The organism is Micromonospora sp. WMMD975, from assembly GCF_029581215.1.
Classification (GTDB): domain Bacteria; phylum Actinomycetota; class Actinomycetes; order Mycobacteriales; family Micromonosporaceae; genus Micromonospora.
Genome location: NZ_CP120739.1, coordinates 1237117 through 1259394, shown reverse-complemented (window position 1 = coordinate 1259394; position 22278 = coordinate 1237117). Strand labels below are relative to the sequence as shown.

14 protein-coding genes are annotated in these 22278 nt (G+C 72.6%); 10 read left to right on the top strand and 4 right to left on the bottom strand.

Annotated elements, in window-relative coordinates:
* The first annotated feature begins 43 nt into the window (after positions 1 to 43).
* The gene (locus O7613_RS05525; protein WP_282292553.1) at positions 44 to 2548 is read left to right on the top strand and encodes a DEAD/DEAH box helicase; all 2505 of its coding nucleotides are present in this window, start codon (positions 44 to 46) and stop codon (positions 2546 to 2548) included.
* 119 nt (positions 2549 to 2667) lie between these two features.
* Positions 2668 to 3315 carry a hypothetical protein gene (locus tag O7613_RS05520; RefSeq protein ID WP_281583866.1) on the top strand — a complete coding sequence of 216 codons (648 nt, stop codon included), beginning with the start codon at positions 2668 to 2670 and terminating at the stop codon, positions 3313 to 3315.
* 97 nt (positions 3316 to 3412) lie between these two features.
* Here O7613_RS05520 and O7613_RS05515 read toward each other — a convergent pair whose 3' ends face one another.
* On the bottom strand, positions 3413 to 3883 hold the full coding sequence (locus O7613_RS05515; protein ID WP_282292551.1) for a cytidine deaminase: 471 nt from the start codon (positions 3881 to 3883) through the stop codon (positions 3413 to 3415).
* Positions 3884 to 4015: 132 nt separating this feature from the next.
* Here O7613_RS05515 and hrpA point away from each other — a divergent pair, with 132 nt between their 5' ends.
* Complete coding sequence (hrpA, locus tag O7613_RS05510) at positions 4016 to 8011, top strand: ATP-dependent RNA helicase HrpA (RefSeq protein ID WP_282292549.1); 3996 nt, start codon at positions 4016 to 4018, stop codon at positions 8009 to 8011.
* Here hrpA and O7613_RS05505 read toward each other — a convergent pair.
* Entirely contained in the window at positions 8008 to 8937 is a 930-nt protein-coding gene (locus O7613_RS05505) for a LysR family transcriptional regulator (RefSeq protein ID WP_282292547.1), read from the bottom strand. The two genes, hrpA and O7613_RS05505, sit on opposite strands and share 4 nt — an antisense overlap.
* 35 nt (positions 8938 to 8972) lie before the next feature.
* On the opposite strand from O7613_RS05505, the gene O7613_RS05500 reads away from it, so the two are divergent.
* From O7613_RS05500 to O7613_RS05475, 6 genes are all read left to right on the top strand, one after another.
* Positions 8973 to 9704: a succinate dehydrogenase cytochrome b subunit gene (locus tag O7613_RS05500; RefSeq protein ID WP_282292545.1), complete on the top strand. Its 732-nt coding sequence runs from the start codon at positions 8973 to 8975 to the stop codon at positions 9702 to 9704.
* Position 9705: 1 nt separating this feature from the next.
* Positions 9706 to 11640 (top strand): fumarate reductase/succinate dehydrogenase flavoprotein subunit, encoded by a 1935-nt coding sequence (locus O7613_RS05495; protein WP_281583871.1) that lies wholly within the window; start codon positions 9706 to 9708, stop codon positions 11638 to 11640.
* On the top strand, positions 11637 to 12398 hold the full coding sequence (locus tag O7613_RS05490) for a succinate dehydrogenase/fumarate reductase iron-sulfur subunit (RefSeq protein WP_281583872.1): 762 nt from the start codon (positions 11637 to 11639) through the stop codon (positions 12396 to 12398). Before O7613_RS05495 ends, O7613_RS05490 begins: the two co-directional genes overlap by 4 nt.
* Before the next feature lie 1010 nt (positions 12399 to 13408).
* Positions 13409 to 14593, top strand: a complete 1185-nt coding sequence (locus O7613_RS05485) for a zinc-dependent alcohol dehydrogenase (RefSeq protein WP_282292543.1) — start codon at positions 13409 to 13411, stop codon at positions 14591 to 14593.
* Complete coding sequence (locus tag O7613_RS05480) at positions 14590 to 15567, top strand: SDR family NAD(P)-dependent oxidoreductase (protein WP_282292542.1); 978 nt, start codon at positions 14590 to 14592, stop codon at positions 15565 to 15567. The genes O7613_RS05485 and O7613_RS05480 overlap by 4 nt, the downstream gene beginning before the upstream one ends.
* A gap of 111 nt (positions 15568 to 15678) precedes the next feature.
* Complete coding sequence (locus O7613_RS05475) at positions 15679 to 16824, top strand: MBL fold metallo-hydrolase (RefSeq protein WP_282292540.1); 1146 nt, start codon at positions 15679 to 15681, stop codon at positions 16822 to 16824.
* 24 nt (positions 16825 to 16848) lie between these two features.
* Here O7613_RS05475 and dgt read toward each other — a convergent pair whose 3' ends face one another.
* Both dgt and O7613_RS05465 read right to left on the bottom strand, forming a co-directional pair.
* Positions 16849 to 18360, bottom strand: coding sequence for a dGTP triphosphohydrolase (gene dgt / locus O7613_RS05470; RefSeq protein WP_281583878.1), 1512 nt, complete (start codon positions 18358 to 18360; stop codon positions 16849 to 16851).
* Between the two features lie 44 nt (positions 18361 to 18404).
* The gene (locus O7613_RS05465; protein WP_348775412.1) at positions 18405 to 19727 is read right to left on the bottom strand and encodes a nucleotide sugar dehydrogenase; all 1323 of its coding nucleotides are present in this window, start codon (positions 19725 to 19727) and stop codon (positions 18405 to 18407) included.
* A gap of 109 nt (positions 19728 to 19836) precedes the next feature.
* Between O7613_RS05465 and O7613_RS05460 the strand changes: the two genes are divergently transcribed.
* Positions 19837 to 22245 (top strand): Tex family protein, encoded by a 2409-nt coding sequence (locus tag O7613_RS05460; RefSeq protein WP_282292536.1) that lies wholly within the window; start codon positions 19837 to 19839, stop codon positions 22243 to 22245.
* Positions 22246 to 22278 lie beyond the last annotated feature (33 nt).

Genomic DNA, 22278 nt, shown 5'->3' with positions numbered 1-22278 from the left:
GGCTGGCGCGGCGGGGTGCCGCCCAGGCACGATGGGAGCCGCCATGACTCTCACCGCCGCGCTGCCGAAGACCGCCGACCCGGACACCCTCTACGACGCGTTCGCCTCCTGGGCGTCCGAGCGCGGCCTCGACCTCTATCCCCATCAGGAGGAGGCGGTCATCGAGATCGTCTCCGGCGCGAACGTGATCATGAATACGCCGACCGGTTCGGGCAAGAGCCTGGTGGCGATCGCGGCGCACTTCGCGGCGCTGGCCGACGACCGGACGACCTTCTACACCGCGCCGATCAAGGCGCTGGTGTCGGAGAAGTTCTTCGCGCTCTGCGAGGTCTTCGGCGCGGAGAACGTCGGCATGCTGACCGGTGACGCAAGCGTCAACGCGGACGCCCCGATCATCTGCTGCACCGCTGAGATCCTGGCCAACCTGGCGCTGCGGGAGGGTCGCCGGGCCGACGTCGGCCAGGTGGTCATGGACGAGTTCCACTTCTATGCCGAGCCGGACCGCGGCTGGGCCTGGCAGGTGCCGATCATCGAGCTGCCGCAGGCGCAGTTCGTGCTGATGTCCGCCACGCTCGGCGACACCACCCGCTTCGTCGACGACCTGACCCGGCGCACCGGGCGGCCGACCGCCGTCGTCCGTTCGGCCGAGCGGCCGGTCCCGCTCCTCTTCTCGTACGCGACCACGCCGCTGCACGAGACGCTCGAGGAACTGCTGGAGACGAAGCAGGCCCCGGTGTACGTGGTGCACTTCACCCAGGCCGCCGCGCTGGAACGGGCGCAGGCGCTGATGAGCGTCAACGTCTGCACCCGGGCCGAGAAGGACATGATCGCGACCGCGATCGGGAACTTCCGATTCACCTCGGGCTTCGGCAGGACGCTGTCCCGGCTGGTCCGGCACGGCATCGGCGTGCACCACGCGGGCATGCTCCCGAAGTACCGCCGCCTGGTGGAGACGCTCGCCCAGGCCGGCCTGCTCAAGGTCATCTGCGGCACCGACACGCTCGGCGTCGGCATCAACGTGCCGATCCGGACCGTGCTCTTCACCGGCCTGAGCAAGTACGACGGGGTGCGGACGCGGCTGCTCAAGGCCCGCGAGTTCCACCAGATCGCCGGCCGCGCCGGGCGGGCCGGGTTCGACACCATCGGCCGGGTGGTGGTGCAGGCCCCCGAGCATGTGATCGAGAACGAGAAGGCGCTCGCCAAGGCCGGCGACGACCCGAAGAAGCGCCGCAAGGTGGTGAAGAAGAAGCCGCCGGAGGGTTCCATCGGCTGGGGCGAGCCGACGTTCCAGCGTCTCGTCGAGGCCGAGCCGGAGCCGCTCACGTCCAGCTTCCAGGTCAGCCACTCGATGCTGCTCAACGTGATCGGCCGGCCGGGCGACGCCTTCGCCTCGATGCGGCACCTGCTCACCGACAACCACGAGGACCCGGCCGCCCAGCGTCGGCACATCCGCCGGGCCGTCGCCATCTACCGGGCGCTGCGGGCCGGCGGCGTGGTCGAGGAGCTGCCCGAGCCGGACGAGACCGGCCGGCGGGTCCGCCTCACCGTCGACCTCCAGCTCGACTTCGCGCTCAACCAGCCGCTGTCGCCGCTGGCGCTGGCCGCCATCGAGCTGCTCGACCGGGAGTCCCCGTCCTACCCGCTGGACGTGCTCAGCGTGATCGAGGCGATTCTGGACAACCCGCGGCAGATCCTCTCCGCGCAGCAGTTCAAGGCCCGCGGCGAGGCGGTAGCCGCGATGAAGGCCGAGGGCATCGAGTACGAGGCACGCCTGGAACTGCTCGACGAGGTGACCTGGCCGAAGCCGCTGGCCGAGCTGCTGGAGGGCGCGTACGAGATGTACCGGCAGGGCCACCCGTGGGTCGCCGACCACGAGCTGGCCCCGAAGTCCGTGGTCCGCGACATGTACGAGCGGGCCATGACGTTCCCGGAGTATGTCCAGTTCTACGGGCTGTCCCGCTCCGAGGGCCTGGTCCTGCGCTACCTCGCGGACGCCTACAAGACGTTGCGGCAGACCGTGCCGGAGGACGCCAAGACCGAGGAGCTTGTCGACCTCATCGAGTGGCTGGGCGAGCTGGTCCGCCAGGTCGACTCCAGCCTGATCGACGAGTGGGAGCGGCTGCGCAACCCGTCCGACGTGGCCGAGGTGGCCGCCTCCCTGGACGACCGGCCGCCGGCGGTCACCCGCAACGCGCGGGCGTTCCGGGTGCTGGTGCGCAACGCGCTGTTCCGCCGGGTCGAGCTGGCCGCGCTGCGCCGCTGGGACCTGCTCGGCGAGCTGGACGCGGGGGACGGCTGGAACGCCGACGCGTGGGCGGACGCGCTGGAGCCGTACTTCGAGGCGTACGACTCGATCGGGGTGGGTCCGGACGCGCGCGGGCCGGCGCTGCTGATGATCGAGCAGGGCCGCGGGCGGTGGACCGTACGCCAGATCCTGGACGACCCGGAGGGCGACCACGACTGGGGCATCAGCGCCGAGGTGGACCTCGCCGCCTCGGACGAGGTGGGCGCGGCGGTCCTGCGGGTCACCGACGTCGGCCAGCTCTAGGACTACGCGAAAAAGGGCCGCCCGGGATGTCCGGGCGGCCCTTTTCGTACCCTGGGCGATGTCAGCTCCGTCGATTAGAATGTATGTACTAAACGAGCTGTTGACCTGGGAGGATGCTCGTGACTGCGCCCACCTCCGCCGCCCCTGTCACCCCCTACGCCACCCTTCTCGGGTTCACCCGCTACGTGGACCGCACCGGCCCCACCAAGGCCACCTTCGTCGGCGGCCTGCGCCGGCAGCGGGCCAGCCGGCACGGCTTCAACCCGCACGGCCAGTTCGTCAAGGCGCTCAAGGCCGACGTCGCGTTCCACACCGGTGGCACCCACCTGGCCCAGGTGGCCGACGTGGTCAAGCCGCGCTGGCGCCCGCTCTACGAGGCGCTCACGCCCGGCGCGACCCGCTGGCTGCACTCGCTCGGTGAGCCGGCCGGCGTCGACCTGGCGCAGGCCCGGGAGGCGCTCGCGATGCTCGGCGACCTACCCGTGAAGATCAACCCCCAGTTCGGCGTACGCTTCGCCGACGGCCGGGCCGAGGCGATCCGGCTGCACTTCGACGAGGCACCGCCGAGCGAGGAGGCCACGCTCGCCACCCTGCACCTGATGGCCCGGCACATGGACGCCGTGCTGCCGCACGCCGAGCCGGTGCTTGTCGACGTGCGCCGCGGCGAGGCGCACCGGATGCCCGCCGACGCCAAGCCCGAGCAGATCGAACAGTGGCTGGCCGGCGAGGCCGCCGCGTTCCGCGCGATCTGGTCCACCGCCGCCTGACGCGCCGGCTCGCGGCGGGGTGGCTGTCCGGCGCCGGACAGCCACCCCGCCGCGAAGCGCGCGCCCGGAGACCTCCACGGTCACGCGCTGCCGCGCGTCAGTCCTCCGCGGCCTGGCGGCTCACCGGCACCACCGGCAGCGGCCACACCCCGGTGCGCGGGGCCGCCGCCGGTGTCTCCACCTGGTGGTCGGCCCAGACGTAGGTCTCGGGCAGCAGGTCGGCCACCGGCACCGCGCGCAGGCCGTCCGGCGGCCCGACGATCACCCGGATCGCCGGGAAGTAGTCGAGCAGCACCTGCCGGCAGCGTCCGCACGGCGGGAGGACACCCCGACCCCGGTCCCCCACCGCGACGATCGTCTCCAGCTCGCCGGCGCCCTGGGTGGCGGCGGCGCCCAGGGCCACCACCTCGGCGCACGGCCCGCCGGTGAAGTGGTAGACGTTCACGCCGCTGAACACCCGGCCGTCGACGCTGCGCACGGCGGCGGCCACGGTGTGGTTGTCGCTGCGGCAGCGGAGCTTGGCGACAGCGGTGGCGGCCTGCACGAGCGCCCGGTCGGTGTCCCGCATGATCATCCCCGTCCCTCGTCGACCTCGTCGGCGGCAACTTTATCCGGGCGGACGGTCTGACCAGCGATGGCACGCCCACCGCCGGTAACCCGGGGGCGGTACGCCACGAGGCTGCCTATCCTTGGCGACGACATGCAGAATCCAGCCGTACCCGCCGCCCCTGATACCGCCCGCGACCTGCACCGCCGCCTCGCCTCCCTGATGTTCCGCGACCAGCGCCGGCTTCAGCGGCGGCTCGACGGCGTGCGGAAGCTGCGGGACCCGCAGCGGCGGGAGGCGGCGCTGGCCGAGATCGCGGCCGAGGTGGCCCGGGCCGAGGCGCGGCTGGCCGCCCGACGGGCCGCGGTGCCGGCGGTCACCTACCCGGCGCAGCTCCCGGTCAGCGAGCGTAAGGACGACATCGCCGCCGCGATCCGCGACCACCAGGTGGTGATCGTGGCCGGCGAGACCGGCTCCGGCAAGACCACCCAGCTCCCCAAGATCTGCCTGGAGCTGGGCCGCGGCGTCACCGGCCTGATCGGGCACACCCAGCCCCGACGGCTGGCCGCCCGCACGGTCGCCGACCGGATCGCCGAGGAACTCGGCACCGAGCTGGGCGGCGTGGTCGGCTACAAGGTGCGTTTCGCCGACCAGGTGGGCGATACCAGCCTGGTCAAGCTGATGACCGACGGCATCCTGCTGGCCGAGTTGCAGACCGACCGGATGCTCCGGCAGTACGACACGTTGATCATCGACGAGGCGCACGAACGCAGCCTGAACATCGACTTCATCCTCGGCTACCTGCGGCAGCTACTCCCCCGCCGGCCCGACCTCAAGGTCGTGATCACCTCGGCGACCATCGAGACCGACCGGTTCGCGAAGCACTTCGCCGACGCCGACGGCAACCCGGCGCCGGTGGTCGAGGTCTCCGGACGCACCTACCCGGTGGAGGTCCGCTACCGGCCGCTGGTCGAGGTCACCGAGGGCGAGGAGGAGGACGAGGCCGACGAGGAGAACGTCCGCGACCAGATCCAGGCCATCGGCGACGCGGTCGAGGAGCTGGCCGCCGAGGGCCCCGGGGACATCCTGGTCTTCCTCAGCGGCGAGCGGGAGATCCGGGACACCGCCGACGCGCTGGGCAAGCTGGTGCAGACCAAGCGCAGCCTGCTCGGCACCGAGATCCTGCCGCTGTACGCCCGGCTCTCCACCGCCGAGCAGCACCGGGTCTTCGCGGCGCACAGCAACCGCCGGGTGGTGCTCGCCACGAACGTCGCGGAGACCTCGCTGACCGTCCCCGGCATCAGGTACGTGGTGGACCCGGGCACCGCCCGGATCTCCCGCTACTCCAGCCGGTTGAAGGTGCAGCGGCTGCCGATCGAGCCGGTCTCGCAGGCCAGCGCCAACCAGCGCAAGGGCCGCTGCGGGCGTACCTCGGACGGCATCTGCGTCCGCCTCTACGACGAGGCGGACTTCGACTCCCGCCCGGAGTTCACCGACCCGGAGATCCTGCGCACCAACCTCGCCTCGGTCATCCTCCAGATGACCTCGATCGGGCTCGGCGACGTCGCCGCGTTCCCGTTCCTCGACCCGCCGGACCGGCGCAACGTCACCGACGGCGTCAACCTGCTGCACGAGCTGGGCGCGCTCGACCCGGCCGAGACCGACCCGGCGAAGCGGCTCACCGCGCTGGGCCGGCGGCTGGCCCAGCTCCCGGTCGACCCCCGGCTGGCCCGGATGGTCCTCGAAGGTGAACGCAACGGCTGCGCGACCGAGGTCGTGGTGATCGCCGCCGCGCTGTCCATCCAGGACCCGCGCGAACGCCCGGCCGACAAGCAGGCCCAGGCCGACCAGGCGCACGCCCGGTTCGCCGACAAGGAGTCGGATTTCGTCGCGTACCTGAACCTGTGGCGTTACCTGCGGGAGAAGCAGCGGGAGCTGTCGTCGAGCGCGTTCCGCCGGATGTGCAAGGCCGAACACCTCAACTACCTTCGGGTACGCGAGTGGCAGGACATCGTCGGCCAGTTGCGCCAGGTTCTGCGTACCCCGGACAAGGGTGAGGGCCGGCGCGGCGCCGGCGCCGACCTGCCGGAGGAGATCGACACCCCGAAGGTCCACCAGTCGCTGCTACCCGGCCTGCTGTCGCACCTCGGCCTCAAGGACGCGCAGAAGCACGAATACCTCGGCGCGCGGGGCGCGAAGTTCGGGATCTTCCCCGGGTCCGCGCTGTTCAAGAAGCCGCCGCGCTGGGTGATGGCCGCCGAACTGGTGGAGACGTCCCGGCTCTGGGGCCGGGTGGCCGGTCGGGTCGAGCCGGAGTGGGTCGAGCCCCTCGCGCAGCACCTGGTGAAGCGCAGCTACAGCGAGCCGCACTGGGAGAAGAAACAGGCGGCGGTGATGGCCTACGAGAAGGTCACGCTCTACGGCATCCCGCTCGTCACCTCCCGCAAAGTCACCTTCGGGCGGATCGACCCGGCGCTGAGCCGGGAGCTGTTCATCCGGCACGCCCTGGTCGAGGGTGACTGGCAGACCCACCACCAGTTCTGGCGGGACAACCAGAAGCTCCTGACCGAGATCGAGGAGTTGGAGAACCGGGCCCGGCGGCGGGACATCCTGGTCGACGACGAGACCATCTTCGCCTTCTACGACCAGCGGATCCCCGCCGACGTGGTCTCCGGCCGGCACTTCGACACCTGGTGGAAGAAGACCCGCCGGGAGCGGCCGGACCTGCTCACGTTCACCCGCGAGCTGCTGGTCAACGCCGGCCGGGGCGGGCTGGACGAGGAGGACTACCCGGACGAGTGGCGGGCCGACGGCGTGACGCTGCCGCTGACGTACACGTTCGACCCGACCGCGCCCACCGACGGCGTCACCGTGGACATCCCGCTGCCGCTGCTCAACCAAGTGCCGGCGGAGAGCTTCGACTGGCAGGTGCCGGGGCTGCGCGAGGACCTGGTGATCGCGTTGATCCGGTCGCTGCCCAAACCGGTGCGCCGCAACTTCGTCCCGGTGCCCGACTACGCGCGGGCGGCGCTGGCCGCGATCACGCCCGGTGAGGAGCCGCTGCTGGCCGCGCTGACCCGGCAACTGCGCCGGATGACCGGCGTGACCGTGCCGCCGGACGCGTGGGACCTGGGCCGGCTGCCGCCGCACCTGCGGGTCACCTTCCGGGTGCTCGGCGACGACGACAAGCCGGTCGCCGAGGGCAAGGACCTGCCGGCGCTGCAACGCCAACTGCGCCAGGAGGTACGCCAGGTCGTCGCCGCCGCCGCGCCCGACGTGGCCCGCAGCGGGCTGACCGAGTGGTCGATCGGCGCGCTGCCGCGCACCATCGAGCAGGTCCGCGCCGGTTTCGCGGTGACCGCGTACCCGGCGCTCGTGGACGAGGGCGCCACCGTCGGGGTGAAGGTGTTCGACTCCGCCGGTGAGCAGGAGGCCGCGCACTGGGCCGGCACCCGGCGGCTGCTGCGGCTGACGCTGCCGTCACCGGCGCGGTTCCTCCAGGGGCGGCTGAGCAACGAGGCGAAGCTGGCGCTGTCCCGCAACCCGCACGGCGGGGTGCCGGCGCTGATCGAGGACGCCACCGGCGCCGCCATCGACAAGCTCATGGCGGACGCGGGCGGCCCGGCCTGGGACGCCGAGGGCTTCGCGGCGCTGCGCGAGCGGGTCCGCGCCGACCTGGTGGACACCGTGGTCGAGGTGATGGGCCGGGTCCGGCAGGTGCTTGCTGCCGCGTACGCGGTGGAGCAGCGGCTGGGCGCGACCCGGAACCTGGCCGTGGTGGCGGCGCTCGCCGACGTCCGCGCGCAGCTCGGCTGGCTGGTGCACGCCGGCTTCGTCACCGAGGCCGGGTACGCCCGCCTGCCGGACCTGCTGCGCTACCTGACCGCGATCGAACGGCGGCTGGACCGGCTGCCCGGCAACCCGCAGCGGGACAAACAGCAACAGGACCGGATCGCCGTGGTGCAGAAGGAATACCAGGACATGCTTGCCGCGTTGCCGCCGGCCCGGCGCGGCTCGACGGCGGCCCGGCAGATCCGCTGGATGATCGAGGAGCTGCGGGTGAACGTGTTCGCCCAGGCGCTGGGCACCCCGTACCCGGTGTCGGAGCAGCGCATCTACCGCGCCATGGACGACGCCGAGGGGCGTTAGAGCGGTTCCACGCCGGGCGGGAGTCCGGCGGTGGCGGTGGCGTCGTGGACGTACTCCAGGAGGATGCGGCGCAGCTCGCGGCCGGCATGGGTGGGCACCACGTCGCGGCGGCGGGCCACCGCGATGGTCCGGCGGACACCGGGCGGGACGAGCCGGGTGACCCGGATGCCCGGCCGGCGGACCACCACGATGCCGGGGACCAGCGCGACGCCGAGCCCGGCCTCGACGAAGCTGAGTACGGCGTCCATCTCCCCGCCGTCCACCGACAGGGTCGGTTCGAAGCCGGCCGCCCGGCACGCCTGGAGGGTCGCGTCGCGCAGGTCGTAGCCCTCACGGAACATGACCAGCGGCTGGTCGCGCAGGTCGGTGATGCGCAGCTCGCCGCCGGCCGAGGCGCCCGGCAGCGGGTCCACCGAGGCGACCACCAGGCTCTCGGCCAGGATCGGGTCGACGCGCAGCCCGGGGTCGGCGCCGGCCGACGGCATGATGACGAGCGCCAGGTCGAGGTCGCCGCGGAGCAGGTCGCGGACGAGGTCCTGGGAGCCGCCCTCCTCGACCCGCAGGTCGACGGTGGGGTGGGCGTCACGGAACCGGCGCAGCACCGGAGGCGCCAGCGAGGTGGCCAGGCTGGGCGTGGCGCCGAGCCGGACCCGGCCGCGACGCAGCCCGACCAGCTCCTGCACCTCGCGGGTGGCGGTGTCCACGTCGGCGAGGATCCGCTTGGCCAGCGGCAGCAGCACCTCGCCGGCCGTGGTGAGGGTGATGTTGCCCCTTACCCGCTCGAAGAGGGGGGCGCCCAGGTCGGCCTCCAGCGCGTGAATTTGCTTACTCAACGACGGCTGGGTTATGCCGACGACATCGGCAGCTTGGGTGAAATGTCGCACTTCTGCGACCGCCACGAAGTACCGGAGCTGATGGAGCTGCATCTACATAGCTTACGGCTATCAAGACTGCGATTTCGATGCATTGGACGCCTGATCGTACGGCTCCTAGCGTCGGTCATGTGGTAATCACGAAAACTCGGTCGCCCATCCGCTCGAACGTCGGCCTGAAGGTCGTCATGGCGGTGACGGGCATCGTCCTGGTGCTGTTCCTGATCGCGCACATGCTCGGCAACCTGAAGGTGTTCACCGGCGAGACCTCGTTCGACCACTACGCGCACTGGCTGCGGGACATCGGCACGCCGCTGCTGCCGGCCACCTGGTACCTGTGGATCCAGCGCGCGGTCCTCACCGTGGCGGTGCTCGCCCACATCGGCGCCGCCGTCGTGCTCGCCATGCGGGCCCGGGCCGCCCGCCCGGTGGCGTACGCGCACCGCCGGAAGATCCACGTGAACTACGCGGCCCGCACCATGCGCTGGGGTGGGGTGATCATCCTGCTCTTCGTGATCTACCACATCCTGGACCTGACCACCGGTCACCTGAACCCGCAGGGCGACCCGGCCAACCCGTACGGCAACGTGGTCGCCGACTTCGCCCCGGAACGCTGGTACGTCACGCTCTTCTACACGCTCGCCATCGTGACCCTCGGCTTCCACCTGCGGCACGGCGCGTTCAGCGCGTTCCGCAGCCTCGGCCAGCAGACCCCGAAGGGCGAGCGCCGAGCCCGCGCCGCCGCGCTCGTCCTCGCCGTCGTGCTCTGCGCCGGCTACCTGGTGGTCCCGTTCGCCGTACTCACCGGATTGGTGGCCTGACATGGACCTCTACACCGACGGCGACCCGATCGCCGACACCCGGGCCCCGGACGGCCCGATCGAGACCCGGTGGGACCGGCACCGCTTCGAGATGAAGCTGGTCAACCCGGCCAACCGCCGCAAGATGACGGTGATCGTCGTCGGCACCGGCCTGGCCGGCGGCTCCGCCGCGGCGACGCTCGCCGAGCAGGGCTACCACGTGAAGTCCTACTGCTACCAGGACAGCCCGCGCCGGGCGCACTCGATCGCGGCCCAGGGCGGCATCAACGCCGCCAAGAACTACCGCAACGACGGCGACTCCGTGCACCGGCTCTTCTACGACACGGTCAAGGGCGGCGACTTCCGGTCCCGGGAGTCGAACGTGCACCGGCTCGCCGAGGTGTCCGTCAACATCATCGACCAGTGCGTCGCCCAGGGCGTCCCGTTCGCCCGCGAGTACGGCGGCCTGCTCGACACCCGCTCCTTCGGCGGCGCGCAGGTGCAGCGCACCTTCTACGCCCGGGGACAGACCGGCCAGCAGTTGCTGCTCGGCGCGTACCAGGCCCTGGAGCGGCAGATCGGCCTGGGCAACGTGGAGATGAACGCCCGCCACGAGATGCTCGAACTGGTCGTCGTCGACGGCCGGGCCCGCGGCATCGTGGTCCGCGACATGGTCACCGGCGAGATCAGCACCGAGATGGCGGACGCGGTGGTGCTCGCCTCCGGCGGCTACGGCAACGTCTTCTACCTGTCCACGAACGCCAAGGGCTGCAACGTCACCGCCTCCTGGCGGGCGCACCGCAAGGGCGCGTACTTCGCCAACCCCTGCTACACCCAGATCCACCCGACCTGCATCCCGGTCTCCGGCGACCACCAGTCGAAGCTGACCCTGATGAGCGAGTCGCTGCGCAACGACGGCCGGGTGTGGGTGCCGAAGGCCAAGGGCGACGACCGCGGCCCGCGGGACATCCCCGAGGACGAGCGGGACTACTACCTGGAGCGGATCTACCCGTCCTTCGGCAACCTGGTGCCCCGCGACATCGCCTCCCGCGCCGCGAAGAACGTCTGCGACGAGGGCCGCGGCGTCGGCCCGACCGGCCTCGGCGTCTACCTGGACTTCGCCGACGCCATCGACCGGCTCGGGCGCACGGCCATCGAGGCCAAGTACGGCAACCTCTTCGAGATGTACGAGCGGATCACCGGCGAGGACCCGTACCGGGTGCCGATGCGGATCTACCCGGCCGTGCACTACACGATGGGCGGCCTCTGGGTCGACTACGACCTCCAGTCGACCATCCCGGGCCTGTTCGTGATCGGCGAGGCTAACTTCTCCGACCACGGCGCGAACCGGCTCGGCGCCTCGGCGCTGATGCAGGGCCTGGCCGACGGCTACTTCGTGCTGCCGAGCACGCTGGCGAACTACCTGGCCTCCGGCCCGCTGGAGAAGGTCGACGCCAGCCACCCGGAGGCGGTCGCGGCGCGTACCGACGTCGAGGACCGGATCAGGCGGCTGCTCGCGGTGAACGGCGACCGGACGGTGGACTCGTTCCACCGGGAGCTGGGCCAGATCATGTGGGAGCACTGCGGCATGGAGCGCTCCGAGGCCGGGCTGCGCAAGGCGATCGACGAGATCCGCGCCCTGCGGGAGCAGTTCTGGCAGCGGGTCCGCGTCCCCGGCGACGGCGAGGGGCTGAACCAGTCGCTGGAGAAGGCCGGCCGGGTGGCCGACTTCTTCGAGCTGGCCGAGCTGATGTGCGTCGACGCCCTGCACCGGGAGGAGTCCTGCGGCGGCCACTTCCGGGCCGAGTACCAGACCCCGGACGGCGAGGCGCAGCGCGACGACGACCGGTTCGCCTACGTCGCCGCCTGGGAGTACGCCGGCAGCGGCGAGCCGGTGCTGCACAAGGAAGACCTGACCTTCGAATACGTCCACCCCTCGCAGCGGAGCTACAAGTGAACCTGACCCTGCGCATCTGGCGCCAGTCCGGCCCCGAGGACAAGGGTCGGATGGTGACCTACCCGGTGCCGGACGTGTCCCCGGACATGTCCTTCCTGGAAATGCTCGACGTCCTCAACGAGCGGCTGATCCTCGACGGCGAGGAGCCGGTGGCCTTCGACCACGACTGCCGCGAGGGCATCTGCGGCACGTGCAGCCTCATGATCAACGGCGAGGCGCACGGCCCGCAACGCGGCACCACCGCCTGCCAACTGCACATGCGGCAGTTCTCCGACGGCGAGACGATCGACATCGAGCCCTGGCGGGCCCGCGCCTTCCCGGTCGTCAAGGACCTGGTGGTGAACCGGAACGCCTTCGACAAGATCATCGCCGCCGGCGGCTACGTCACCGCGCCGACCGGCAGCGCCCCCGAGGCGCACTCCACCCCGGTGGCCAAGGACGACGCGGACGCCGCGTTCGAATCGGCCGCCTGCATCGGCTGCGGCGCCTGCGTGGCGGCCTGCCCGAACGGCTCCGGCATGCTGTTCACCGCCGCCAAGGTCACCCAGCTCTCGCTGCTCCCCCAGGGCCAGCCGGAGCGCTACACCCGGGTGATCGGCATGGTGGACGCGCACGACGAGGCCGGCTTCGGCGGCTGCACCAACATCGGCGAGTGCGCCACGGCCTGCCCGAAGGGCATCCCGCTGAACACCATCGGCCGGCTCAACCGCGACTACCTCAAGGCCACCACCAAGCGCGCCGGCACCCCCGGCTCCTGACCTCCCACCGTCAAACCCCACCCGACCGCCGCGCCCCGCTCCCCGGGACGCGGCGGTCGTCGTTTCCCGGGGTACGCCTACCCGGCGGTCATCCCGCCTGAGCCAACCCGGCGCGGCACGGTCCGGCCCGGCACGGCGCGGTCCGGCGCGGCGCGGACCGGCGCGGCGCGGACCGGCGCGGCGCGGACCGGCGCGGCGCGGACCGGCGCGGCGCGGTCCGGCGCGGTCCGGCGCGGACCGGCGCGGCGCGGACCGGCGCGGTCCGGCGCGGTCCGGCGCGGACCGGCGCGGCGCGGCGCGGCGCGGTCCGGCGCGGACCGGCGCGGCGCGGTCCGGCGCGGACCGGCGCGGCGCGGTCCGGCGCGGTCCGGCGCGGCGCGGCGCGGTCCGGCGCGTAGAGCGCGTGGTGCAGCCCGGGAAGTTGGCTCCTCGGCCGCTACGAACTTGATGACGCAGATGCATCAGGCGGGCGGCGCAAAGGTCCGGGACACCGGCGGCGGGGGACCGGGGGCAGCAGGGTGTGCACCAGCTCGGCGAAGTGGTGGACTGCCAGGCTTGATCCACACCACTCCGGCGGAGTGGCGGTGTCGGACAGGCGGGGATACCGCCACTCCGCCGGAGTGGTGTGGATCATCGGAGGTCCGCCGGCGCGGCCGGCGTGACCATGCGGGGCACGACGCCGAACCGACTGATGCGAGCGCAAGGCTGCCTCAGAGTGACCGAAAGCCAGGGCGACGCAAGGGAGGGCGCGGCGTAGTCCACGGCGGAGGCGGCGGAGTGCGGCGATGAACCACCTGCGTCATCAAGTTCCTAGGCTGCCGCTGGCACACACCGACACGGTGCGGAGCCACGGGCTCCCGCAAGCACCGACGGCACTCGCGTGCACCGGGACCGCGGGCACCGCCGGCACCGCCGGGACCGCCGACCCGCCGCTTCCCGGCGCCTCCGGTTCAAGTCACTTCACGCGGGTAGCAGTCCGATGGACGGCACCGAGGAGGGGACATTCAGGCATGAAGGCACTGACCTGGCAAGGCAAGCGTGACGTCCGGGTCGAGGACGTCCCGGATCCCCGGATCGAGGCGCCGACCGACGCGATCGTCCGGATCACCTCGACCGCCATCTGCGGTTCCGACCTGCACCTCTACGAGGTGCTCGGGCCGTACCTCAAGCCCGGCGACGTGCTCGGGCACGAGCCGATGGGGATCGTCGAGGAGGTCGGGTCCGGGGTGACCCGGCTGAAGAAGGGCGACCGCGTGGTCGTGCCGTTCAACATCTCCTGCGGGCACTGCTGGATGTGCGAGCGGCAGCTCTACGCGCAGTGCGAGACCACCCAGGTCACCGCCGAGGGCAAGGGCGCGTCGCTGTTCGGCTACACCTCGCTCTACGGCTCGGTCCCCGGCGGCCAGGCCGAGTACCTGCGGGTGCCGCAGGCCCAGTTCGGCCCGATCACGATCCCCGACACCGGGCCGGACGAGCGGTGGCTCTACCTGTCCGACATCCTGCCCACCGCCTGGCAGGCGGTGAAGTACGCGGACACCCCGCCCGGCGGCACGCTCGCCGTGTTCGGCCTCGGCCCGGTCGGGCAGTTCTGCGCCCGGATCGGCCGCCACCTCGGCGCCGGCCGGGTGATCGGCCTGGACCTGGTGCCCGAGCGGCTGGCGATGGCCCGCCGGCACGGCATCGAGGTGCTCGACGTCAGCCAGCTCGACGACGTGCCGGGCGCGCTCATCGACCTGGTCGACGGGCGCGGGCCGGACGCGGTCATCGACGCGGTCGGCATGGAGGCGCACGGCGCGCCGGTCGGCAAGATCGCCCAGGCCGCCGCCGGGCTGCTCCCGGACAAATTGGCCCAGCCGATGATCGACACGGCCGGCGTGGACCGCCTCGTGGTGCTGCACGCCGCGCTCAAGGCGGTCCGGCGCGGCGGCACCGTCTCGATCTCCGGCGTGTACGGCGGCGAGCAGGACCCGATGCCGATGATGGAGATGTTCGACCGGGGCATTCAGCTACGCATGGGGCAGTGCCACGTGCGGCGCTGGGTGGACGAGATCATCCCGCTGCTGGAGCGCGACGACGACCCGCTGGGCGTGGAGGACCTGCGGACCCACCGGCTGCCGCTGGCGCAGGCGCCGCAGGCGTACGAGATGTTCCAGAAGAAGTCCGACGGCTGCGTCAAGGTCGTGCTCGCACCGTGACCCGGACGGTGGTCGTCACCGGCGCGACGAGCGGGATCGGCCGGGCGGCGGCCCGGGAGTTCGCGGGCCGCGGGGACCGTCTGGTCCTCGCGGCCCGCTCCCGGCAGACCCTGGAGCAGGTACGCCGGGAGTGCGTCGACGCCGGCGCGGCGGACGTGCGCGTCGTACCCACCGACGTCACCGGTCCGGACGCGCTCGACACGCTGGCGGCCACCGCGGTCGCCGGGTCCGGTCGGATCGACGTGTGGGTGCACACGGCGGCGGTGATGGCGTACGGGCGTTTCGAGGACATCCCGGCGGACGTCTTCGACCAGGTGGTCCGCACCGACCTGCTGGGCGCGGCCGGGGTGGCGCGGGTGGCGCTGCGGCACTTCAAGCGGGCCGGTGGGGGCACGCTGATCCTCACCGGGTCGGTGCTGGGCCACATCACCGCGCCCTACATGAGCGGTTACGTGACGAGCAAGTGGGGGCTGCACGGCCTGGCGCGGGCGTTGCAGCAGGAGTCGCGGGACCTGGCCGGGGTGCATGTCTGCCTGGTCACACCGGGCAGCGTGGACACCCCGGTCTATCAGCAGGCGGCGAACTACGTGGGGCGGATCGGGCGACCGCCGCTGCCGATCACCACGCCGGAGCGGGTGGCCCGGGCCATCGCGCACTGCGCCGACAAGCCGCGCCGGGAGATCTCGGTGGGCCGGGTGAACCTGTTCATGCGGGTCGGTTTCGCCGCGCTGCCGGCCGTCTACGACGTGCTGGTCGGGCCGTTGATGCGGGTCGGCGGGTTGACGAACCGGCCGACGCCCCCGAACCCGGGCGTCGTGTTCGAGCCGAATCCGGCCGGCGAGGCGGTGCGGGGCGGGTGGCTGCCCGACCTGGCCGGGCTGGCCCGATCGATCGGCAGCTCGGCGGGCTCGATCGTGTGGCGCCGGGTACGTCGGTCGCTCCCACCGGTCCGCTCCGGGTCCGCCGGGGAGTGACCCGTCCGCCCGGGCGAATCCCGAGCGGCGGCGACGGCGGGTTCGCGTGGGCGGGCGGTGGGATGCGTGACTACCGTGTAGAACGCGGAACACGGCGGAGGGGCGGAAGCGATGCGGGGACCGGTGGAGCGGGACATCGAGCGGGCGGGCGGCGGGCGGGGGTGGCGGATCGCCGGCCTGGCCGCGGTCGCCGGCCTGGCGTGGGCGGCGCGGGACGTGCCGGCCCAGCTCGGCGGGCGGCTCACCGGCGCGCGGGCGGCCCGGGCGGCCCGGTCCCCCAGGTTCCGCGACGGCACGTTCCACAACCCGGCCGGGACCAGCTCGGCGATGGTCGCCGACCCGGGCCGCAACCTGGTCCGCGAACTGATCTTCGGCAAGCAGAAGCGTCGGCCCGGCAGCGCCGTACCGTTGCTGCGCCCCGCCGACGCCACGCCGGCCGACCGGGACCGCGAGCTGAACGTGGTCTGGTACGGCCACGCCTCCACGCTCGTGGAGATCGAGGGGCACCGGGTGCTGCTCGACCCGGTGTGGAGCGACAGGTGCTCGCCGTCGGCCCTGGTCGGCCCGCGGCGCATTCACGAGCCGCCGGTCGGGCTGGACGAGCTGCCCCGCCTCGACGCCATCCTCATCTCGCACGATCACTACGACCACCTGGACATGGCGACGGTCCGGGGGCTCCTCGCCCACCAGTCCGCGCCGTTCGTGGTGCCGCTCGGTGTCGGCGCGCACCTGGACCGCTGGGGGGTGCCGGCGGACCGCGTCGTCGAGCTGGACTGGGCGGAAAGCCACCGGGTCGGTGGGCTGACCCTCACCGCCACCGCCGCGCAGCACTTCTCCGGTCGCGGGCTGCGCCGCGACGGCACGCTCTGGAGTTCCTGGGTGGTGGCCGGCGCGCGGCGGAAGGTCTTCTACACCGGCGACTCCGGCTACTTCGACGGCTACGCCGACATCGGCGCCGAGCACGGGCCGTTCGACGTGACGCTGATGCAGATCGGCGCGTACGACCGGGCCTGGCCGAACATCCACATGTTCCCGGAGGAGGCGGTCGCCGCCCACCTCGACGTGCGCGGCGAGCTGCTGGTGCCGGTGCACTGGGCCACGTTCAACCTGGCCCTGCACGACTGGTCCGAGCCGGTGGACCGGCTCTGGGCCGAGGCGAAGGCCCGGGACGTCCGGCTGGCCGTGCCGCGCCCCGGCGAGCGGGTGGTGGTCGACGAGCCGCCGGCGGTGGACGGCTGGTGGCAGGCGGTCGCCTGACCGGGCGCGGTCGCCCGAGGCGGCTCAGAGCACGAAGGCGTCGGTCCAGAGCGCGCCGGAACGCCCGGACAGGGCGTCGAGCATCGCGACGGCCTGACCGTCGGTGAGCTGGGCGACGAAGTCGACGATGGCCCGGCCCCGGGCCCGGCCGATCCGGTCCGGGGTACGCGGATGCAGCTCCGCCTCGGCCAGCTCCACCAGGTCGTGCAGCCGGCGGGGCAGCCGGGATTCCTCCTCCGGGTCGAGCAGCCACTCCCAGAGCGCCTCCACAAGCGTGTCCAGCAGCCGCGCCTGGCCGCGCTGGTGCAGGGCCAGGTCCGGTCGGGCCAGCACGAACCGGTGGTGGACGAACTTGAGCACCTGCACCTCGTGCCACTGCGCCTTGCCGAGCAGCACGTACCCGGACCGGACGTCCGGCTCGGCGGTCACCGTGATGGCGTCCACGAAGCGGGTGGACCAGCGGGCGGAGAACCGGGCGACGTACTGCTCCGCCTCGATCGAGCCGTCGAAGGGCAGCGCCAGCAACCCCTCCACCAGTTCCTCCCGCACGTGCTCGACCGCCGCGGCGAACGCCTCGTCGTCGGCGATCCAGCCGTCCTTGCGGTGCAGTTGGCGGCGGAGCCGCTCGATCGCCGCGCCGGGTCGCCGGCCGGCGGTGTCGAGCGCCGAGGCGGTGATCGACCGCAGGTGCCCGCACTCGCGCTGCCAGGCCATCAGCTCGGCGGCCACCGCGCCCTGCTGGAGCACCCCGACGCGATAGAAGTCCTCCACGTCGTGGATGGCGTACGCGATGTCGTCGGCGGTGTCCATCACGGACGCCTCCGGGGTCTGCTGCCAGTCCGGGATGCGCCCGGCGAACGGCTCCCGGGCCGCCCGCAGGTCGTCCAGTTCGGTCCGGTACGCGCCGAACTTCAGCGACCCGCTCTCCGGGTCGTCCGGGGGCGGCGCGGCGCCGCGGGGCGCCGGGTCGAGGTGCCGCGGGTGCGGGTCGGGATGGTCCAGCCGGGTCCACGGATATTTCAGCATCGCCGCCCGGACCGCGGCGGTGAGGTCCAGCCCGGTGGTCGCCGCGCCACGGATCTCGGTGCTGGTGACGATCCGGTACGACTGGGCGTTGCCCTCGAAGCCGTCGGTCAACCCGAGCCGCTGCCGGGCCAGCCGGTCCAGGACCCGCTCCCCCAGGTGCCCGAAGGGCGGATGCCCGAGGTCGTGCGCGAGCGCGGCGGCCTCCACCACCTCCGGGTCGCACCCGCCCAGCTTCTCCAGCAGGTCCCGGTGCGCCGGGTCGGCGGTCAGCCGCTCGGCGATCGCGCGGGCCACCTGGGCCACCTTCAGGCTGTGGGTGAGCCGGTTGTGCACGAGCAAGCCGGAGCCGCCGGGACTGATCACCTGGGTGACGCCGTTGAGCCGGGCGAAGAACGGCGACGAGACGATCCGGTCCCGGTCGGCCCGGAACGGGCCGGCGGCCAGGTCGCCGAGCGCCCGGGCGCTGCCCCCGAAGAGCCGCCGGGCCCGGGGGTCCGCAGGTGCCTCCATGATCGCCACGCTAGCGCAGGTGGCTGCCGTCGGGGCAGGTGCTCCTAGAGACGCTCGACGGCCGGTCCGGCGCACCGGTTGCGGGCGTCGAAGACGTAGCGGGCCCGGCGGGACACCATGTCGTAGTCGAAGACGTCGTGGTCGGTCGTGACGACCACCGCGTCGGCGGCGTCGACCTCCCGTTCGGTCAGCGGCACGACGAGCACGCCGGCCGGGATCTGGTGCTCCTCCGCGTACGGCTCGGCGGCCCGGACGTCCGCGCCCAGGGCGCACAGCCGCCGGGCGACGTCCGCGGCGGGCGAGTCGCGCATGTCGCCGGTGTTCTTCTTGTACGCGAGGCCGAGCAGCAGCAGCCGGGCCCCGCTGACCGCGCGACCGCTCCGGTTGAGCCCGGCCATGACCCGTCGCGTGACGTGTTCGGGCATCTCGTGGTTGACGTCGTTCGCCAGCTCGATGAACCGGAACTGCCGGCCCAGCCGCCGCTTGACCTGCCAGGACAGATAGCAGGGGTCGATCGGCAGGCAGTGACCTCCGACGCCGGGGCCGGGCCGGAACGGCATGAACCCGAACGGCTTCGTCTCGGCCGCGTCGATCGCCTGCCAGACGTCGATGCCCAGGCCGTGGGAGAGCATGGTGAGTTCGTTGATCAGCCCCAGGTTCACCTGGCGGAACGTGTTCTCGATCAGCTTGGTCAGCTCCGCGACGCGGGTGGAGGACACCGGCACGGTCCGGGCCACGATCCGGCGGTAGAACCCGTCCACCCGCTCCAGCGCGTCGGCGTCCATGCCGGAGACCACCTTCGGCGTGTTCTCCAGCCGCCAGGTCGGGTTGCCGGGGTCGATGCGTTCGGGGCTGTAGCCGAGGTGGAAGTCGCCCGGGGCGCGCAACCCGCTGGCCGTCTCCAGGAGCGGACGGAGCAGTTCCTCGGTCGTGCCCGGGTACGTCGTCGACTCCAGCACCACCGTGGCACCCGGTCGCACGTACGGGCCGATGTGGATGCCGGCCTGCTCCACGTAGCTCAGGTCCGGGGTGCCGTCCCGGAGCGGGGTCGGCACCGTGATCACACAGACGTCGAAGCCCTCGGCGTCGGCGTACTCCGTGGTCGGGCGGTAGCGACCACTGCTGAGCGCGCGGCCGAGGCGGTCGGTGGGGATGTCCTCGACGAACGACTCGCCGGAGGCGAGCCGCTTGATCCGGTCGGCGTCGACATCCAGGCCGACCACCTCGAACCCGGCCTCGACGGCCCGCACGGCCAGCGGAAGGCCGACGTATCCCTGGCCGATGACGACTACCTTCTCAGCGTTCACCCGGACTCCCGATACGTAGGAAAAAACCTGGTTGGAGGCTAGAGGGCTTTCTGCGCCCAGAAGTCCGTTTCCGGGATATCGGTCGGCGGCGGGACCGCCGCGGTGCGCGGCGTCCGACCCGAGCGGGCAGAATGCACGACGAACCCACCCGAGAAGGCGGATCAGGATCGTGACTCAGTCTGTGCACCAGCGGATCGCCGAGGAACTCGGCGTCGCCGAGCGCCAGGTGCGGGCGGCCGTCGAGCTGCTCGACGGCGGCGCCACCGTGCCGTTCATCGCCCGCTACCGCAAGGAGGCCACCGGCCTGCTCGACGACGCGCAACTGCGCACGCTCGAGGAGCGGCTGCGCTACCTGCGCGAGCTGGACGAGCGCCGGGCCGCGGTGCTGGAGTCGATCCGCGGCCAGGGCAAGCTCGACGAGGCGTTGGAGGCGCAGATCCTCGCCGCGGACTCGAAGTCCCGGCTGGAGGACATCTACCTGCCCTACAAGCCGAAGCGGCGGACCCGGGCGCAGATCGCCCGCGAGGCCGGGCTGGAGCCGCTCGCCGACACGCTGCTCGCCGACCCGGCCCAGGACCCGAAGACGCTCGCGGCCGGTTTCGTCGACGCGGACCGGGGGGTGGCCGACGCGACCGCCGCGCTGGACGGGGCCCGGGCCATCCTGATCGAGCGCTTCGCCGAGGACGCCGACCTGATCGGCACGTTGCGCGAGCAGATGTGGTCGCGGGGCCGGCTGGTCTCCCGGGTACGCGAGGGCCAGGAGTCCGCCGGCGCGAAGTTCGCCGACTACTTCGACTTCGCCGAGCCGTACCCGAAGCTCCCCTCGCACCGGATCCTCGCCATGTTCCGGGGCGAGAAGGAAGGCGTGCTGGAGCTGACCATGGCCCCGGAGTCCGACGACGACGCCGACGCGGCCACCGGGCCCAGCCGGTACGAGGCCACCGTGGCCGGCCGGTTCGGCATCACCGACCGGGGGCGGCCCGCCGACCGGTGGCTGGCCGACACGGTGCGCTGGGCCTGGCGTACCCGGATCCTCATCCACCTCGGCGCGGACCTGCGGATGCGGCTGTGGCAGGCGGCCGAGGAGGAGGCCGTCCGGGTCTTCGCCACCAACCTGCGCGACCTGCTGCTCGCCGCCCCGGCCGGCAGCCGCGCCACCATGGGTCTCGACCCGGGCCTGCGGACCGGGGTGAAGGTGGCGGTGGTGGACGCCACCGGCAAGGTGGTCGCCACCGATACGATCTACCCGCACGAGCCGCGCCGGCAGTGGGACGCGTCCCTGCACACGCTCGCCACGCTGGCCGCGGCGCACGGCGTCGAGCTGGTCGCGATCGGCAACGGCACCGCCAGCCGGGAGACCGACAAGCTCGCCGGTGAGCTGATCACGCGGCATCCCGAGCTGAAGCTGACCAAGGTGATGGTCTCCGAGGCCGGCGCGTCGGTCTACTCGGCCTCCGCGTACGCCTCGCAGGAGCTGCCCACGCTTGACGTGTCGCTGCGCGGCGCGGTCTCGATCGCCCGTCGCCTCCAGGACCCCCTCGCCGAGCTGGTGAAGATCGACCCGCGCTCGATCGGCGTCGGGCAGTACCAGCACGACCTGTCCGAGGTGAAGCTGTCCCGCTCCCTCGACGCCGTGGTCGAGGACTGCGTCAACGCGGTCGGCGTCGACGTCAACACCGCCTCCGCTCCCCTGCTGACCCGGGTCTCCGGCATCGGCGCCGGCCTGGCGGAGAACATCGTGCTGCACCGGGACGCCCACGGGCCGTTCCGCACCCGCGGCGAGCTGAAGAAGGTGGCGCGGCTCGGGCCGAAGGCGTTCGAGCAGTGCGCCGGCTTCCTGCGCATCCCCGGCGGCGACGACCCGCTCGATTCGTCGAGCGTGCACCCCGAGGCGTACCCGGTGGTGCGCCGCATCCTCGCCAGCACCGGGCAGGACCTGCGCGCGCTGATCGGCCGGTCGGCCATCCTGCGCGGGTTGCGGGCCACCGACTTCGTCGACGACACGTTCGGCCTGCCCACGGTCACCGACATCCTCGCCGAGCTGGAGAAGCCCGGCCGGGACCCGCGCCCGGAGTTCCGCACCGCGACGTTCGTCGAGGGCGTCGAGAAGATCAGCGACCTCACCCCCGGGATGGTGCTGGAGGGTGTGGTCACCAACGTGGCCGCGTTCGGCGCGTTCGTCGACGTCGGCGTGCACCAGGACGGGCTGGTGCACGTCTCGGCGATGTCGTACACGTTCGTCAAGGACCCGCGCGACGTGGTGAAGTCCGGTGACGTGGTGAAGGTGCGGGTGCTCGACGTGGACGTGCCGCGCAAGCGGATCTCGTTGACCCTGCGCCTGGACGACGAGGCGGAGCCCGGAGCCGGGCGCGGCGGCCGGGCCGACGCCGACCGACAGCACCGCGGCGACCGGGGCCGGACCGGCCAGGGTCGCGGCGGTCAAGGCGGGCAGGGCCAGGGCGGTCGGGGTCAGGGCGGTCGAGGTCAGGGCGGGCAGGGACGCCAGGGGCGCGACGGCGGAAGGCCGCCCGCCGACAGCGCGATGGCCGACGCCCTTCGGCGGGCCGGCCTGCTCTGATCCGGCCGGATGTCCCGCAACGGCGGCGACGGC

Excerpts from the sequence above, each read along its gene's own strand:
- O7613_RS05525 (WP_282292553.1), top strand. The coding sequence starts at position 44 with ATGACTCTCACCGCCGCGCTGCCGAAGACCGCCGACCCGGACACCCTC.
- O7613_RS05515 (WP_282292551.1), bottom strand. The coding sequence starts at position 3,883 with ATGCGGGACACCGACCGGGCGCTCGTGCAGGCCGCCACCGCTGTCGCC.
- hrpA (WP_282292549.1), top strand. The coding sequence starts at position 4,016 with ATGCAGAATCCAGCCGTACCCGCCGCCCCTGATACCGCCCGCGACCTG.
- O7613_RS05505 (WP_282292547.1), bottom strand. The coding sequence starts at position 8,937 with ATGCAGCTCCATCAGCTCCGGTACTTCGTGGCGGTCGCAGAAGTGCGA.
- O7613_RS05500 (WP_282292545.1), top strand. The coding sequence starts at position 8,973 with ATGCATTGGACGCCTGATCGTACGGCTCCTAGCGTCGGTCATGTGGTA.
- O7613_RS05495 (WP_281583871.1), top strand. The coding sequence starts at position 9,706 with ATGGACCTCTACACCGACGGCGACCCGATCGCCGACACCCGGGCCCCG.
- O7613_RS05485 (WP_282292543.1), top strand. The coding sequence starts at position 13,409 with ATGAAGGCACTGACCTGGCAAGGCAAGCGTGACGTCCGGGTCGAGGAC.
- O7613_RS05475 (WP_282292540.1), top strand. The coding sequence starts at position 15,679 with ATGCGGGGACCGGTGGAGCGGGACATCGAGCGGGCGGGCGGCGGGCGG.
- dgt (WP_281583878.1), bottom strand. The coding sequence starts at position 18,360 with ATGGAGGCACCTGCGGACCCCCGGGCCCGGCGGCTCTTCGGGGGCAGC.